This is a genomic window from Pseudomonas sp. p99-361, assembly GCF_003935475.1.
Classification (GTDB): Bacteria; Pseudomonadota; Gammaproteobacteria; order Pseudomonadales; family Pseudomonadaceae; genus Aquipseudomonas; species Aquipseudomonas juntendi.
This window is the reverse complement of record NZ_RHQO01000056.1, coordinates 15940-29633: the sequence shown is the minus strand read 5'-3', so window position 1 is coordinate 29633 and position 13694 is coordinate 15940. Positions and strand designations below refer to the sequence as shown.

Below are 13694 nucleotides of genomic sequence, written 5' to 3'. Positions count from 1 at the left end.
GAAACAAACGTAGGAGCGAGCGCAGCTCGCGATGCGCCGCGCGGGCGGCGCTCAATCTCACAGGCACTGAAGATGCAACGGCTACCCTTGCCAGGAACCATAGAATCTCCCACAGATACCCCATAACCTTCAAGACTTGTGCGTACCTGTGGGAGCTGGCTTGCCAGCGATGAGGCCGGTGCAGGTAATCACTCGGCTGGTTGCCCGTCGAGCAACTCGGCCAACGCATCCGGCTGGCTCTTGAACGCCCGGGCGAACACATCGCGATTCTTGGCCATGTAGATACCGGCTTCTTCAACCTGCTGCTCGGTCAGCGATGGCACTGCCTTATGCAGCACTTCAGCCAGGCGCTCTGCCAGTTCGAGCATTTTGTCGTGACGGTCGGCTTCTGCCTTATCCATGAACAAGCGCTCCGGGTCGCGGCTGCTGCGGTACACCACTTCGACGGCCATTCATCACCTCTATGCCTTTTTGCTGGTTTGCAATTTACTGTATCTATATACAGTAATGGCAGTGTGGGTTGGTTCGCAAGCAGAAATTGCAGTGGGGTGTTCTGCGGGGGCGTCCGGCACAACATCTTTATCGCCTGTGAGATCGAGCGCCGCCCGCGCGGCGCATCGCGACGCAAGGCCGCTCCCACATCTGTTTCGGGCCAGTTATGCCTGTGGGATTTGCGCGCGAACGCCCTGGCGCCCACCACGATATCGCGTCGTACAGACAAGGCGGTCGCGCGCGTCCGGCACAGGAGAGAATGGCCCGAAACAGATGTGGGAGCGGCCTTGCGTCGCGATGCGCCGCGCGGGCGGCGCTCGATCTCCCAGGCGCTGAAAATGCTGCGGCAACCCCCTGCCAGCCCTCCTGCAACCTAGAGCCAAACCCTCACTGCTTCATCCCCAGCTCGGCATCATCCATCAGCGCCTTGGCCATCGCACTCAAATAATGCGCAGCCCATATCATCATCGGCTTCCCATCCATCAACCCGGTGATGGTCAATTCGCGCACATACCCCATCAACTCCGAAGACTGTTCGCGGGCATCCCTGCACGGGATACCGGGCTCGATGCGGAATAGCGGGTGGGTGCCGTTTTCGCCCTGGTAGAAAGTGGTCTTGCCGACGGTGAACTGGGTGTCTTCTGTGGTCATTGGTCAGTCCCCTGATGTGCCTTTGGAATCAGGGTGTATTCGAGGGAATGGATGTAGCGGGGTGGATCGGGGATAACTCTCAGCATGATGTAGGCCTGTTCAAAATTGGGGCCACCACCTTCTGCTGTCAAACATCAAGGCGGCAGCTGTACATGGGTTGACAGACCGGTGAACAGAACCAAAAGCCGGCGCACACGAGGTGCCCCATGACAGCTGCCATAACGGCTAAGCCATGTGGTTAGTTCAGGGCGGCCTGTCAAAGCCGGTCGTTGATTGGCAACGACCGCCCGAGACTAGTGCGCACCACCGAACACCACAATGGCAGGGAGTATCTTTGGGAAATGCCCTACAAGAAAGGGCTTAAATCTGATTTTCCGCTGGCGCAATGCCATTTCATTTTCAGTAGCTTGCCATGCCACAAAGTGCCTTGCGGCAATCGGCCGCCTTCCCATGGCAGGGGCCTGGCCCTTTAACTGCATGGCAGAAACGTCACACCCGTGGCGCATCATCCTTGAAAGTCGTAGTGGGGAATGAAACATCGTGAACATCAAATGGGCAGAAAAACTGCGCAAGGGCCTGCACGGCTCGGCCGACTCGCTGGGCAACCTGTGCGTCGAAGCCTTCCATTACCTTGCCCTGTTCGGCATCGGCGCCATCACCGCCTATGCGGCGGTGGTCACCTTCCTGGACATGCTCGGCAAAGGCGGGATCAGCGTCGACGACATCCTGCTGCTGTTCATCTACCTGGAGCTGGGGGCCATGGTCGGGATCTACTTCAAGACCAACCACATGCCCATCCGCTTCCTCTTGTACGTGGCAATCACCGCGCTCACCCGCCTGCTGATCGGCGATGTTTCGCACCACAAGGCGCCGGATGAAGGGCTGCTGTACCTGTGCGGGGGCATTCTGCTGCTGGCGTTCTCGATCCTGGTGGTGCGCTACGCCTCGTACCGCTACCCCTCGACCAAGGTGCTGGATGCCAACGGCAAGCAAGTGGAAGAGGGCAAGTAGGCCTCAGCGGCATAGGTGAGCAGCACAACACCGCAGGTCGCGGAAAACTGCGGTTTTTTCTTACAGACGCCTCTGAAAATCCAAAGAACGCGCATCACGCCAACGTATGGCACCCTGTTGTTCAAACCCGGAAAATCCCTGGGTTATGGCTTTTTGATATTGCCCTCCCTGGGCTGTAACCCACGGAGGGCGTGGCCTGCGCACGGTTGACACCATGGCGCACAAGCCTATTTACTCAGCAGCTCTCAAGGAGGGTAACCCGGCACATGAATTGATTCATGCCGAGCGTTTACAGGGAGATGCTGATGGTCATGGCGCGTCTTGACGCTATCGCAAGCCGTTCCGTACCTGGCGAACAGGAGTAATCCCTCATGTTCGAAGCAGCCAGGTTCGGCGACGATATTTCACACACCGGCGCATTGGGCGGTTTCCTGCTGGGGGCCGCTCTGGGTATCGCACTGGTGGCCAGCGTGGCCACCGTGGCCTTTGCCACCTTCACCTGCGGGTTCGGCGTAGCTTTGCTGGCAGGTCTCGCGGCGGGGGTTGGCGGCAGCTTGCTGACCGCTGCCGGCGAGGCGTTTGGCGGCCTGTTTTCATCCCCCTCAGGGACGATACTGACTGCCTCGCCCAACGTCTTCATCAACAGCCGCAAGGCCGCCCGCGTCGAAAAGAGCCTGGGCGCTTGCAGCAAGCACCCCGGCCAGGTGCAGATCGCCGAGGGCTCGACCAACGTCTTCATCAATGGCGTGGCGGCCGCGCGCAAGGGCGACAAGCTGACTTGCGGCGCGACCATTTCCGGTGGTTCGAACAATGTCTACATCGGCGGCGGCACTTACCGTTACCTGCCGGTGGACGACGAAGTCCCTGAATGGCTACGCACCACAGTGGATACGTTGATGGCCGTCGCCGGTGCCGCCGGCATGATCGCCCAATTGATCAAGGTCGGCACCCAAGCCGGCATGAAAGCCATCATGCCTTGCGCCCTGAAGTTCACCGCAGGCTTCATCGCAGGTGAGGTGGCCAGCCGCTACGTGGTCGAACCCGTGGCGCGCAGAGCCATCGGTGGCCTGGTCGGCAACCCCGTCGACCTCACGACGGGCCGCAAGCTGATCCCCGATGAAATCGACTTCAGCCTGCCGGGCCTGATGCCGATCGAGTGGTCGCGCTTCTACGCCAGCGACCTGACCGTCGACAGCGTGCTCGGCCGCGGCTGGATACTGCCGTGGGAACAGAGCCTGCGTCGCAGCGGCAGTTTCATCTACCTCACCGACAACCAGGGCCGCGAAATCCCGTTCGTGACCCTGCAACCGGGTGAGCGGATCTACAACCCGCACGAGCAGGTGTACCTGGTGTGCACCGAGGGCGGCCACTACATCCTGCAGACCCTCGACAACCTGTTCTTCTACTTCGGTGAAGTGCCAGACACCAACACCGAAGTGCCGCTGCAGCGTATCGAGAACGTCCTCGGCCACTTCCTCCACTTCACCCGCACGCCTGACGGTACCCTGACCGACATCAGCGCCACCGGCGGCACCCGCGTGCACTTGCACTACGACCACCCGCTGGGCCGCCTGACCGATATCAAGCGCGTGGTGGACAACCATGCGGTCGAAACGCTCACCCAGTACCGTTACGACGAGCATGGCCAGCTGAGCGCGGTGCGCAACCGCAACGGCGACAGCGTGCGCAGTTTCAGCTATGTCGAAGGCCTGATGGTGACCCACAGCAACGCCTTGGGCCTGGGCTACCACTACCGCTGGGAAACCCTCGGCGGCAAACCGCGTGTGGTCGAGCACTGGACCAGCGATGGCGAGCACTACCATTTCCGCTACGACCTCGACGCCCGCACCAGCTGGGCCACCGATGTGCTTGGCCGGGAACTGGAAGTGCAGTACAACGCCGACCACCGCGTGGTCGCCAGTCGCGATTATGGTGGCGAGCGTTACGCCATCGAGCTGGACGAAAACGGTAATATGGTTGGCCTGACCTTGCCGGACGGTAACCGCCTGCAATTCAAGTACGACGAGTTCTCCCGCTTGCTCGAAGAGGCCGACCCGCTGGGCCGCAAGACCACCTACGAATATCACCACCTGACTACACTGGTGACCCAGGTCAGCTACCCGGACGGCAGCACCTGGCGAGCGCGCTACGACGACAAGGGCAACCTGCTCGCCGAATTCGATGCCCTCGGCCAGATGACCGAGTACCTGAACAGCGATGACGGCCTGCCGCACACCATCATCGATGCGACCTACAAGTCCAAGTACCTGTGGTGGAACACCCTGGCCCAGGTCGAGCGTTACCAGGATTGCTCAGGCAAGAGCACGTATTATCGCTACGACGAGCGCCAGCACCTCATTGCAGTGACCGACGCGCTGAACCAGACCACCACGCTGGAGCGCAAGCCCGATGGGGAAGTGTTGCGCATCCACCATCCGGATGGCACGGCGGAAACCTTCACTTACAACGGCCTTGGCCAGGTGCTCAGCCACACCGATGGCAAAGGCCAGACCACCCGCCTGCTGCGCACTTCCCGTGGTTTGCCCAGTAACCGTCAGGACCCGAAAGGAGAGATGGTTCGCTACGGCTATGACAAGGCCTTGCGACTGACGTCGCTGGTCAACGAGAACAACGCGACCTACAGCTTTGCCTACGACGTGTCGGACCGGCTGATTGAAGAGGTGCGGGTAGATAACCTGACCCGGCGTTTCAGCTACAACGTCGGTGGCCATCTGACGCGACTGGATGAGATTGGCTATGGCGAGAATGCCGAACGGCCCGAGCGCCATACGCTGTTCGAGCGTGATGCCATTGGCCGCTTGATCGCCAAGATCAACAGCGATGCAACGCAGACATTCGCTTATGACGATGGCGACCGGTTGCTGAGCATCGAGCGGCAACCAACTGGGACAAGCAAGAAGTTTGGTATCACGGAAGAAAAGCTCAAGTACGCCTATGACCTGCTGGGCCGGCTGACGCAGGAAATCACGCCCGACGGGACGCTGGGCTATGAGTACGACCCGCTCAGTAACCTGACCACGCTGACTCTGCCAGATGGCCGCAAGGTCAACCACCTGTACTACGGCAGCGGTCACCTGCACCAGTTGAACCTGGACGGCCAGGTCATCAGCGACATGGAGCGCGATGACCTGCACCGCGAGGTGTAGCGCACCCAGGGCAAGCTCACCAGTTGCTTCGGTTATGACGCCATGGGGCGCAAGGCCTGGCAGTTTGCCTCGACCTTGCCGGCTGACAAGCTGTCGCAGGTGCACAACGCCGGCATCAACACGTCGTTGCTGGTCGAGCACGCCTACAACCCGATCCACCGCCGTTACCAGTACGACCCGGCGGGTGAACTGGTACGTACGCTGGACAAGCTGCGTGGCGAGATCAAGTACGAGTATGAAGCCAATGGCCAGTTGCGCAGCCGTGATACCGGCTCGCTGGTGGGCAGCGAAGAGTTTCGTTATGACCCGGCAGCCAACCGGTTGGACTTCAATGCGCGGCAGTTTGCCAAGGTCAAGGACAACCGCATCAAACAGTGGCGGGACCAGGAGTACCGCTACGACCCGTGGGGCAATCTGGTCGAGAAACGCTCGGGGCACACCAAGCTGCAGTACTTTACCTATGACTGCGAGAACCGGCTGGTTAGGGCTGAGACGGTGGTCAATGGCAAGCTGGAGAGCCGAGGTGAATATCGTTACGACAGCCTTGGGCGGCGGGTGGCCAAGCGGGCTGAGATCAATGGTGAAGTCGAGCACAAGCGCTTTCTTTGGCAAGGGCTGAGGATGCTGCGTGAGGAAACACCAGGACAGAGCATCCTGTACCTGTATGAACCGGGTAGCTATGCGCCATTGGCGCGGGTTGATCAGGCCGAAGGAGAAGAACAGAAGCTCTACTACTTCCACACGGATCAGATTGGTACACCGTTGGAACTGACGGATAGAGATGGCAGGATCGTTTGGCAGGCGTCGTATCGCTCATGGGGTGCAATAGAGAGTCTGCCCATCAATGAGGTCGATCAGCACCTACGCTTTCAAGGCCAGTATTTTGATGGCGAAATCGGGCTGTATTACAACACTTTCCGATTCTATGATGCGGAAGCGGGGAGATTCATTACCCAGGATCCAGTAGGGTTGGCTGGAGGATTGAATCTCTATCAGTACGGACCTAACCCGCAAAACTGGGTTGACCCTCTAGGGTGGACGTGCTCAACTGCCTTGACAGTAAGTAAGCCCAAAGCATTGTCAAGCCCGGGGCTTTCTAGTGCGGAAAAGACTTTTTTAGAGAAGCAGTTTATGAAAAAGAAAAATGCACTCAACCGGGCTGCTAAGCGAGGTGAGCTGGTTTGGTCACCTGGAACGCATGATATCCGAATTTCTTCGCTTCAAGCGTCGTATCGAAAAGCAGTCACCGAGCGTTACGAAAGAATGTTCGGGGAAGCACCTGATCTTTCAAGGTTCAATGCCGATCATCCTGTTGATTTGATTGTTGGTGGGGCTGCTAGCCAACGCTTGCAAATGCTTAATGAGACAATCAATAAAAGTGTGGGTAGCTCCCTGAAAGGTGCTGGTAGGCGTGCTGGGTTAAAGCCCGGTGATATGATTAGCGAGATAATATGGGAGTGAAGCATGGCTATCGAGTTTGATGTTGTTACAGATACTGCGACCCTGGCGGTGTTTGATTTGCAAGCAATACGCCATCGAACGAGTGATACATTTGATTGGTGGAGTATTCAAAGTGATGAAATTTCTGAAATGAACGAGGGTAATATCGCTTTTTTGAATTTGGGTGCGGATGGGCGGTATCAAGTAAAAGTTGTAGATAATTTGGTTGCTCCAAGTGGTGGCGTTTATTTGAAGGTTCCTTCTGGTCAAGTTTTCATAGGCGCCGGAGAAGACACATCTGGAGGGGGGCTAGAGCCTGACGGTTCGGATGCAGTACAAGGTGAGTTTATCAGTCTCGAAGCAGGAAGTTACTATATGGGCTACAAGGTCGAGGATGGGGGGATTTGTTTGGCTTTCTCGCCATCTAATAAATTTAGGAATGCTTTAACAGATTCGATAAGGCTTGGTGCTTAGGGTTTGATGGAAGGTTTGGTGAGGTGGCGAGACGTCTGTTAGTTTGAAGAAAGCGCTCTTTGGCAGAGGAAATGTAGGCGGCTGACGGAAGACGTCAGCTTTGTCCAGTAGTTATGTTGTATTTTATCAATTAAAGCGCCTGAGCCGTTAATCTTGAGTTGGTAATGACCGGGTAGATACAACCCACGAGCAGGTGTACCTGGTGTGCACCGAGGGCGGCCACTACATCCCTCGACAACCTGTTCTTCTACTTTGGCGAAGTGCCAAACACCAACACTAAAGTACCGTTGCAACGCATCGAGAACGTCCTCGGCCCCTTCCTGCACTTCACCCGCACACCCGATGGCACGCTGACCGACATCAGCGCCACCGGCGGACGCTTCGGACCGGCTGATTGAAGAGGTGCGGGTAGATAACCTGACCCGGCGTTTCAGCTACAACGTCGGTGGCCATCTGACGCGACTGGATGAGATTGGCTATGGCGAGAATGCCGAACGGCCCGAGCGCCATACGCTGTTCGAGCGTGATGCCATTGGCCGCTTGATCGCCAAGATCAACAGCGATGCAACGCAGGCATTCGCTTATGACGATGGCGACCGGTTGCTGAGCATCGAGCGGCAACCAACTGGGACAGGCAAGAAGTTTGGGATCACGGAAGAAAAGCTTGAGTACGCCTACGATCTGCTAGGCCGGCTAACGAAAGAAATCACGCCCGACGGGACGCTGGGCTATGAGTACGACCCGCTCAGCAACCTGACGACCCTGACGTTGCCGGATGGCCGCAAGGTCAACCACCTGCACCAGTTCAACCTGGACGGCCAGGTCATCAGCGACATGGAGCGCGATGACCTGCACCGCGAGGTCTACCGCCCCCTGAGCAAGCTCACCAGCTGCTTCGGTATGACGCCATGAGTCGCAAGGCCTGCCAGCTTGCCGAGACCTTGCCAGCAGACAAGCTATCGCAAGTGCCTAGCACCGGTAGCAGCGCAACTAACCCTCAATTGGCCAAGAACGCACGGGGCTCGTGACGGGCGTCGCGAGTCAGCGCAGCCAGCACCTGCAAGGGGTTCTGGCCCAGCTCGATCGCCAGGCCCAGGCGTATGCTGTCGATCACCCGCTGCAGGCGCACCGGGTCGTTGCGCTGGGCGCGGGTGATCAGGCGCCTGGCAACCACGCCAGCGTCATCGGAAAGGGTCAGCATGATGCTGCCGTCAAGGTTGGCAATGCTCAGGTTGACCCGGTATTCGGGGGCGAAGGCGGCGCTGATCTGCTCGAATGGATTGTTCATGCCTGAAGCCTGCAAAGATGGACTGCAGAAATTGACCGGCCCGCACCCGGTTCGTTCAAGTAGGGCAATTGGCCATTAGCGCAACTACACTCCTTGCATCGCAGCCGCGACGCATGGCCAATGGCCGGCAAAGGAGTGCCCGTGCTTCCCTCATTCGCTGCCCGCCAGCGTGGCGCAATCGGCCTCATGGCCGTGGTTACCCTGGGCCTGGCGCTGTTGTTCATGCTGCTGGTGATCGACAGCGGCCGGTTGTACCTGGAGCAGCGCAAGCTGCAACGCATTGCCGACATGGCCGCGCTGGAGGCGGCCGGCCAGTATGCCGTCTGCACCGGCAGCGGGCCGCAGGCCACGGTGGTTGCCCGGGCGGCGGCCACCCGCAACGGCCATGCGCCCGGCAACCCGCTGGCGGCCAGCTGCGGCTACTTGCAGACCGGCGCCAACAGCCTGCGCACCTTCACCACGGACAACAACCGCACCGAGGCGATCCGGGTGGATGTGAGCAACACGGTCCCCACCAGCGTCGCGGCGGGGGTGTATAGCCTGGCACAGGGCACAGGGGTGCCGCTGACCACCACCTTGCACGCCCATGCGGTGGCTTCGTCGCCTGTTCCACCGCAGGCCATGCTGAGTATCCGAACCACCCTGGCCACCGTCGATTCGCGACAGTCGGTGTTGCTCAATGCCCTGCTTGGTGCCTTGGGCGGTAACGTGCAGCTTGATGTGGCCGGCTGGCAAGGCATTGCCAGCACCCAGCTCAACGTGCTGCGCTACCTGGACCAACTGGCCATCGACCTCAACCTCAAGGCCGGTGACTATCGGCAACTGCTCAGCGCCGATGCTACCGCTACGCAACTGCTGCAGGCGGCGGTGAAAGTACTGCAGCAGAGCGGCGCGGCCGCCAACGTCGTGACCAACCTGGGCAAGCTGGCACTGGGCGCCAGCAACAGCACCTTGCTGCAGCTGGGCGATTTGCTCGACATCCAGAACGGCACCACGCAGGCCGGGCTGGATGCCAGTATCCAGTTGCTGCAACTGGTGCAGGGCGTTATCCAGCTGGCGGTCAGTGAAAGTGCGGCAACGGTGGACTTGCCGGTCAGCGTGCTGGGGCTGGTCAATGGCCGGGTCCGCCTGAAAGTGATCGAGCCGCAGCAGATTTCTGCGGTGGGTGACCCGCGCACCGATGAATTGCGGGTACATACCGCGCAGGTGCGGGCGATGATTTCGCTCGACCTGCCGCTGCTCGACTCGGTGTTCGGCTTGCTCAACGCGGTACTCGACCTGGTCGGGCCGATCACCAATGTGCTCAACAACCTGCTGAGCCTGAACCTCGCCAGTACCTTGCAATCGGTACTGTGCCTGGTCGGCGTGCCGTGCACTGTCACCGATATCATCCTGGTCCCGGACAAGCTGTCGCTGGATATCGGCCTTGAGGTGGCGGAAGCGACCACGCGCCTCGACCCGCAGGCGCCAGGCACCTTCAGTTGTTCACCCAAGCGCCTTGTCACGCGGGCGCAAAGCTCGGCGGCCAAGGTCGCGGTGGGGCGTTTCGAGTCCAGCAATGCGTTCTTCATGAGCGGCACCACGGTGGTCAAAGCATTGCCGTTGGTGGACATCGGCACCAAGCGGTGTACCCGGTTGCTGATACTGCCCGCCATCTGTGACGCCCGCATGCCCTTCACCGGAGGCGGTCTGGGCGTGCGCGTCAACAGCAAGGTCTTGGGCAGCGGGGCCGTCGAGCGCCCACTGGTGTTCCAGGCGCCCGACAGCGTGCCGCCCAACATCGGCCTCAGCCCAGCGTACCAGAGCATGCAAACCGCCAACAGCACGGTTGTCGGCAGCCTGGCCGAGACCTTGCAGGGCATACAGCTGGAAGCCTACAAACCCACCGTGAACAGCGGCCTCGGCGATGTGCTGGTGCTGGTTGGCAACGTGCTCGGCACGGTCAAAGGTATCGTCGAGCCCATGATCAGGAACCTGCTCAGCCCGTTGCTCGACCCGTTGCTCAACGTGCTGCTCAAGGCCCTTGGCATCGACCTGGTCAACGCCGAGGTCGGCGCCAACCTCACCTGTGCCAACCGCGCTCAGTTGGCCTTGTAGATCGGCAACCACACTTCAAAGCAGGCGCCTTCGTTGCGGTTGTGCACCGCCAGCCTGCCGCCCATGGCATCGACGATGCCGTGGCTCACCGACAAACCGAGCCCGGTGCCGACCCCTGCTGGCTTGGTGGTGAAGAACGGCTCGAAAATGCGCTCGAGCAGGCGCGGGTCGATACCGCCGGCGTTATCTTCCACCAGCAGGCACAACTGTTCGTGCTCGATGCGCTGGCCTACGCGGATGTGTGGGTGGGCAACGCGCCGTTCCAGCAAAGCGTCCCGCGCATTGACCACCAGGTTGATCAGCACCTGCTCGAGCTGGTCCTGATGGCCAAGCACGTGCGGGCAGCGCTCGGGCGCCTCGATGGCCAGCGTCACGCCTTTGCCGCACAAACCCTCGGCCAGCAGCCCCTGCGCACCGAGCACCGCCACCCAGGCGGCGAACACCTGCTGTTCGACCTCGGACCGCCGCCCATGGGTGCGCAAATGCTCGACCAGGCGAATGACGCGCTCCAGCTGGTTGTCGATGCGCTGCAGCTTGCCTGTCAGGTACGGAACATCGGCGGCACCGCTTTCCAGGCGTTTCAGCCCGTTGACCACCGCCAGGCGCATGGTGGTCAACGGCTGGTTGATTTCATGCACCAGCCCCGTTGCCAGTTCGCCCAAGGTGGCCATCTTGGCTGCTTGCAGCAGTTGCTGCTGGCTATGGCGCACTGCCGTGTTGTCGCGGGCAACTGCCTGGATCTCCACCAGTTGCCCGTGCTCATCGAACAGGCCACGCTCGGCCCACACCCACCAGGCATTGCGGCGCCCCGGTAATTGCAGGCAGACCTCGGCACTGCTCAACGGCTGCTGCGGGCTCAGCGTGGCGAGGCGCTGTACGAACGCCGTGCGTTGGCTGTCGCTCATCCACTGGCCCAGGTTCATTGCGCCGAGTTGCTGTGGCGGGCACTCCAGCAGCTCGGCCAGCGGCCGATTGCCGAACAGCAATTGCAGCGCAGGCGTGTACCGGCAGATCAGCGCGGGCGAGTCTTCCACCAGCGCCCGGTAGCGCTCCTCGCTCTGGCGCACGCGTTCGGCAGCCTCGGTGGCCTCGCTGACATCCAGCCACAGACCCACGACCTCCACCGGTTGCCCCAGGTCGTCACGTAGCAGGCGGGCCTCGTCCAGTATCCAGTGATAGCCGCCGCGCTCATCACGCAAGCGGTAGCGGCTGCGAACCTGGCCGTCGCGCAGTAGCGTGCGCGTACGTTCCAGCCATAGCGTGCGGTCGTCCGGGTGCACCGCCTGGCCGGGCTGCTGGGCCAATTCGCCGTCTTTGGGCCAGCCCAGTAGCGGTGTCAGGCTGGCGCTGAAAAAATCACTGTGCAGCGCCCCGTCGGCGTAGCGCTGGATGTAGATCACCGCTGGCGAGCTGGCGATCAGGTTTTCCAGCCGGGCGCGGGCCGCCCCGGCCTGTAGCTCCTGGGCTTTCAAGGCGCTGATATCGAGCACGAAGCCCTGAACCTGGCGGCCGCGCAGCTGGCCGACCCACTGCAGCCAGCGTGGGGCTGCCAGGTCGTCGGCGGGCAACAGGCGCAGGTTCAGGTTCAAGGCGATGCCGTCGCGCAGTTGCGCCAGCGCCATGCGTGCAGCTTCGCGGTCGGCCGGGTGCAAACGGCCGAGCCATTGTTCGCAGGTGGCATCGCGCGGCAGGCCCAGGCGTGATGCCAGGGCTGGGTCGAATGCCAGTGGCCCCTGCAAGGGCCATGACCACCAGCCAGCGCCCAGTTGCTGCTGCAGTTCATCCAGGTGGCAGGCGCGCTGCTGCAGCTGCTGCTGGCGCAGGCGGCTGAGCAGCGGTTCGACCAGCGCGGGCAGCAGGGTAGCCTGCGCTTGGGGTGTGGGTGGCCTTGGTGCCCCGGCACACAGTAACCAGGCCTGAACACAGTGGCCGTGCTGGTAGGGCAGCGCCACCAGCGGCAGGCCGGCAGCCGACGAGTGCAGCAGCGGGTGCTCGGCCGTCAGCTGCCGAGCGGTGGGTGGCAACGTATGCAGCCAGGCACGCAGGCGCTCGTCGTCGGCCCAGGGCCAAACGGCATCGCTGCTGGCGTAGCTGTACCAGCCGCTGTCACCTGGCAGCAGCAGGCGCAGGGCCCCCGCCTGCCAGTGCTCGGCCAAGTGTAGCAGTTGAGCGGTTGTGGTCGGCAGCAGGTGTTGTTCGTCGCAGTCACGCATGGCCCGGCCAAGCGCCAAGGCCAGGTGGTGCTGCGCCAGGTCACGGGCGTGGTTTTCGCGCTCACCCAGCAGGTCGCCGATATCGAACACCTGCAGCAGCCACCCGTCAGCCTGGCGCAGGAGCCAGCCGCGCGTGTGCAGGGCAGTGCCGTGCACGGTCACGAAGTCCAGGTCCAGCGGCTGCCCCTGCCAGTCCGCCGGGGCGCCTTCGAGTACCAGCCAGCTATGCCGTTGCAGGTAGTCATGCACCCGCGCGGCGTGGTGCGGGCTTGCCGGCAGCAGCGTGCGCAGCGGCCCGGCCAGGCGCAGCACGTGGCCTTGATCATCCAGCCACAATTGCAACCCGGTGGCTGGTGGGTGCTGTTCTGCCGGCAGCGGGGCCTGGCCGCCGAGCCAGCGCTCGAACAGGCCGTTCACAGTTGCAGGCTCGCTTCGGCACGCAGCCGGTCGGGTAGGCGCGGTACCTCGCCAATCAACGGCAGCACCAGCATGGGCAGCACATGGGTGAGTTTTGCCTTGGGATAATCGATTGCTACCGTCAGCAGCTTGTCGGAGGCCAAGGTGACCTGTGCGTCGCTGGCCGGCTGGAAGTCGAAGGCAGCAGGCAGCCACTGCAACTGCTGGCTGATGACCTGGCGGGCGAGGTTCTGCACATCGTTGGTGTAGCTGGGGCTGTCCGGGTCCAGCGCCACGCAGCGGCGCACCGCCTCGGCGCTGGCCTGGTTGAACGATTGCAGCATGAGCATGGGCAGGGAGTAGCTGACAAGGCCGTAGAACACGGCGAAGAAGATCATGAACACCGCGGCGAACTCGATGGCTGCCGCACCGTGCTGCCGTTTTGCCGGGCCTGCTTTCATGATT

Annotated in this window: 8 protein-coding genes and 2 pseudogenes; 5 read left to right on the top strand and 5 right to left on the bottom strand. The window is 61.3% G+C overall.

Annotation, left to right across the window (positions count from 1 at the left end; all coding sequences use genetic code 11):
- Nucleotides 1-188: 188 nt before the first annotated feature.
- Entirely contained in the window at nucleotides 189-452 is a 264-nt protein-coding gene (locus EGJ22_RS20150; protein ID WP_029886905.1) for a YebG family protein, read from the bottom strand.
- Nucleotides 453-879: 427 nt separating this feature from the next.
- On the bottom strand, nucleotides 880-1143 hold the full coding sequence (locus EGJ22_RS20145) for a DUF3077 domain-containing protein (RefSeq protein WP_009681699.1): 264 nt from the start codon (nucleotides 1141-1143) through the stop codon (nucleotides 880-882).
- A gap of 540 nt (nucleotides 1144-1683) precedes the next feature.
- Here EGJ22_RS20145 and EGJ22_RS20140 point away from each other — a divergent pair.
- From EGJ22_RS20140 to EGJ22_RS20125, 4 genes and pseudogenes are all read left to right on the top strand, one after another.
- Nucleotides 1684-2154: a phosphate-starvation-inducible protein PsiE gene (locus EGJ22_RS20140; protein ID WP_009681701.1), complete on the top strand. Its 471-nt coding sequence runs from the start codon at nucleotides 1684-1686 to the stop codon at nucleotides 2152-2154.
- 371 nt (nucleotides 2155-2525) lie between these two features.
- Nucleotides 2526-6782 (top strand): annotated as a pseudogene (locus tag EGJ22_RS20135) (RHS repeat-associated core domain-containing protein).
- A gap of 3 nt (nucleotides 6783-6785) precedes the next feature.
- Nucleotides 6786-7235, top strand: a complete 450-nt coding sequence (locus EGJ22_RS20130) for a DUF6386 family protein (RefSeq protein ID WP_080709205.1) — start codon at nucleotides 6786-6788, stop codon at nucleotides 7233-7235.
- Nucleotides 7236-7610: 375 nt separating this feature from the next.
- A pseudogene (locus tag EGJ22_RS20125) lies at nucleotides 7611-8215 on the top strand (hypothetical protein); the annotation flags it as partial.
- 17 nt (nucleotides 8216-8232) lie between these two features.
- On the opposite strand, the gene EGJ22_RS20120 reads toward EGJ22_RS20125, so the two are convergent.
- On the bottom strand, nucleotides 8233-8523 hold the full coding sequence (locus EGJ22_RS20120; protein WP_029885802.1) for a DUF3509 domain-containing protein: 291 nt from the start codon (nucleotides 8521-8523) through the stop codon (nucleotides 8233-8235).
- 141 nt (nucleotides 8524-8664) lie between these two features.
- Between EGJ22_RS20120 and EGJ22_RS20115 the strand changes: the two genes are divergently transcribed.
- Nucleotides 8665-10620, top strand: a complete 1956-nt coding sequence (locus EGJ22_RS20115; protein ID WP_029885801.1) for a pilus assembly protein TadG-related protein — start codon at nucleotides 8665-8667, stop codon at nucleotides 10618-10620.
- Here the strand turns inward: EGJ22_RS20115 and EGJ22_RS20110 are convergent.
- Complete coding sequence (locus EGJ22_RS20110; RefSeq protein WP_029885800.1) at nucleotides 10605-13250, bottom strand: PAS domain-containing sensor histidine kinase; 2646 nt, start codon at nucleotides 13248-13250, stop codon at nucleotides 10605-10607. The genes EGJ22_RS20115 and EGJ22_RS20110 overlap by 16 nt on opposite strands.
- Nucleotides 13247-13690, bottom strand: a complete 444-nt coding sequence (locus EGJ22_RS20105) for a TadE/TadG family type IV pilus assembly protein (RefSeq protein ID WP_029885799.1) — start codon at nucleotides 13688-13690, stop codon at nucleotides 13247-13249. Before EGJ22_RS20105 ends, EGJ22_RS20110 begins: the two co-directional genes overlap by 4 nt.
- Nucleotides 13691-13694: the final 4 nt, after the last annotated feature.

What these genes read in the sequence shown, in the direction of transcription:
- EGJ22_RS20150 (WP_029886905.1), bottom strand. Translation starts at nt 452, where the DNA reads ATGGCCGTCGAAGTGGTGTACCGCAGCAGCCGCGACCCGGAGCGCTTG.
- EGJ22_RS20105 (WP_029885799.1), bottom strand. Translation starts at nt 13,690, where the DNA reads ATGAAAGCAGGCCCGGCAAAACGGCAGCACGGTGCGGCAGCCATCGAG.
- EGJ22_RS20145 (WP_009681699.1), bottom strand. Translation starts at nt 1,143, where the DNA reads ATGACCACAGAAGACACCCAGTTCACCGTCGGCAAGACCACTTTCTAC.
- EGJ22_RS20120 (WP_029885802.1), bottom strand. Translation starts at nt 8,523, where the DNA reads ATGAACAATCCATTCGAGCAGATCAGCGCCGCCTTCGCCCCCGAATAC.
- EGJ22_RS20130 (WP_080709205.1), top strand. Translation starts at nt 6,786, where the DNA reads ATGGCTATCGAGTTTGATGTTGTTACAGATACTGCGACCCTGGCGGTG.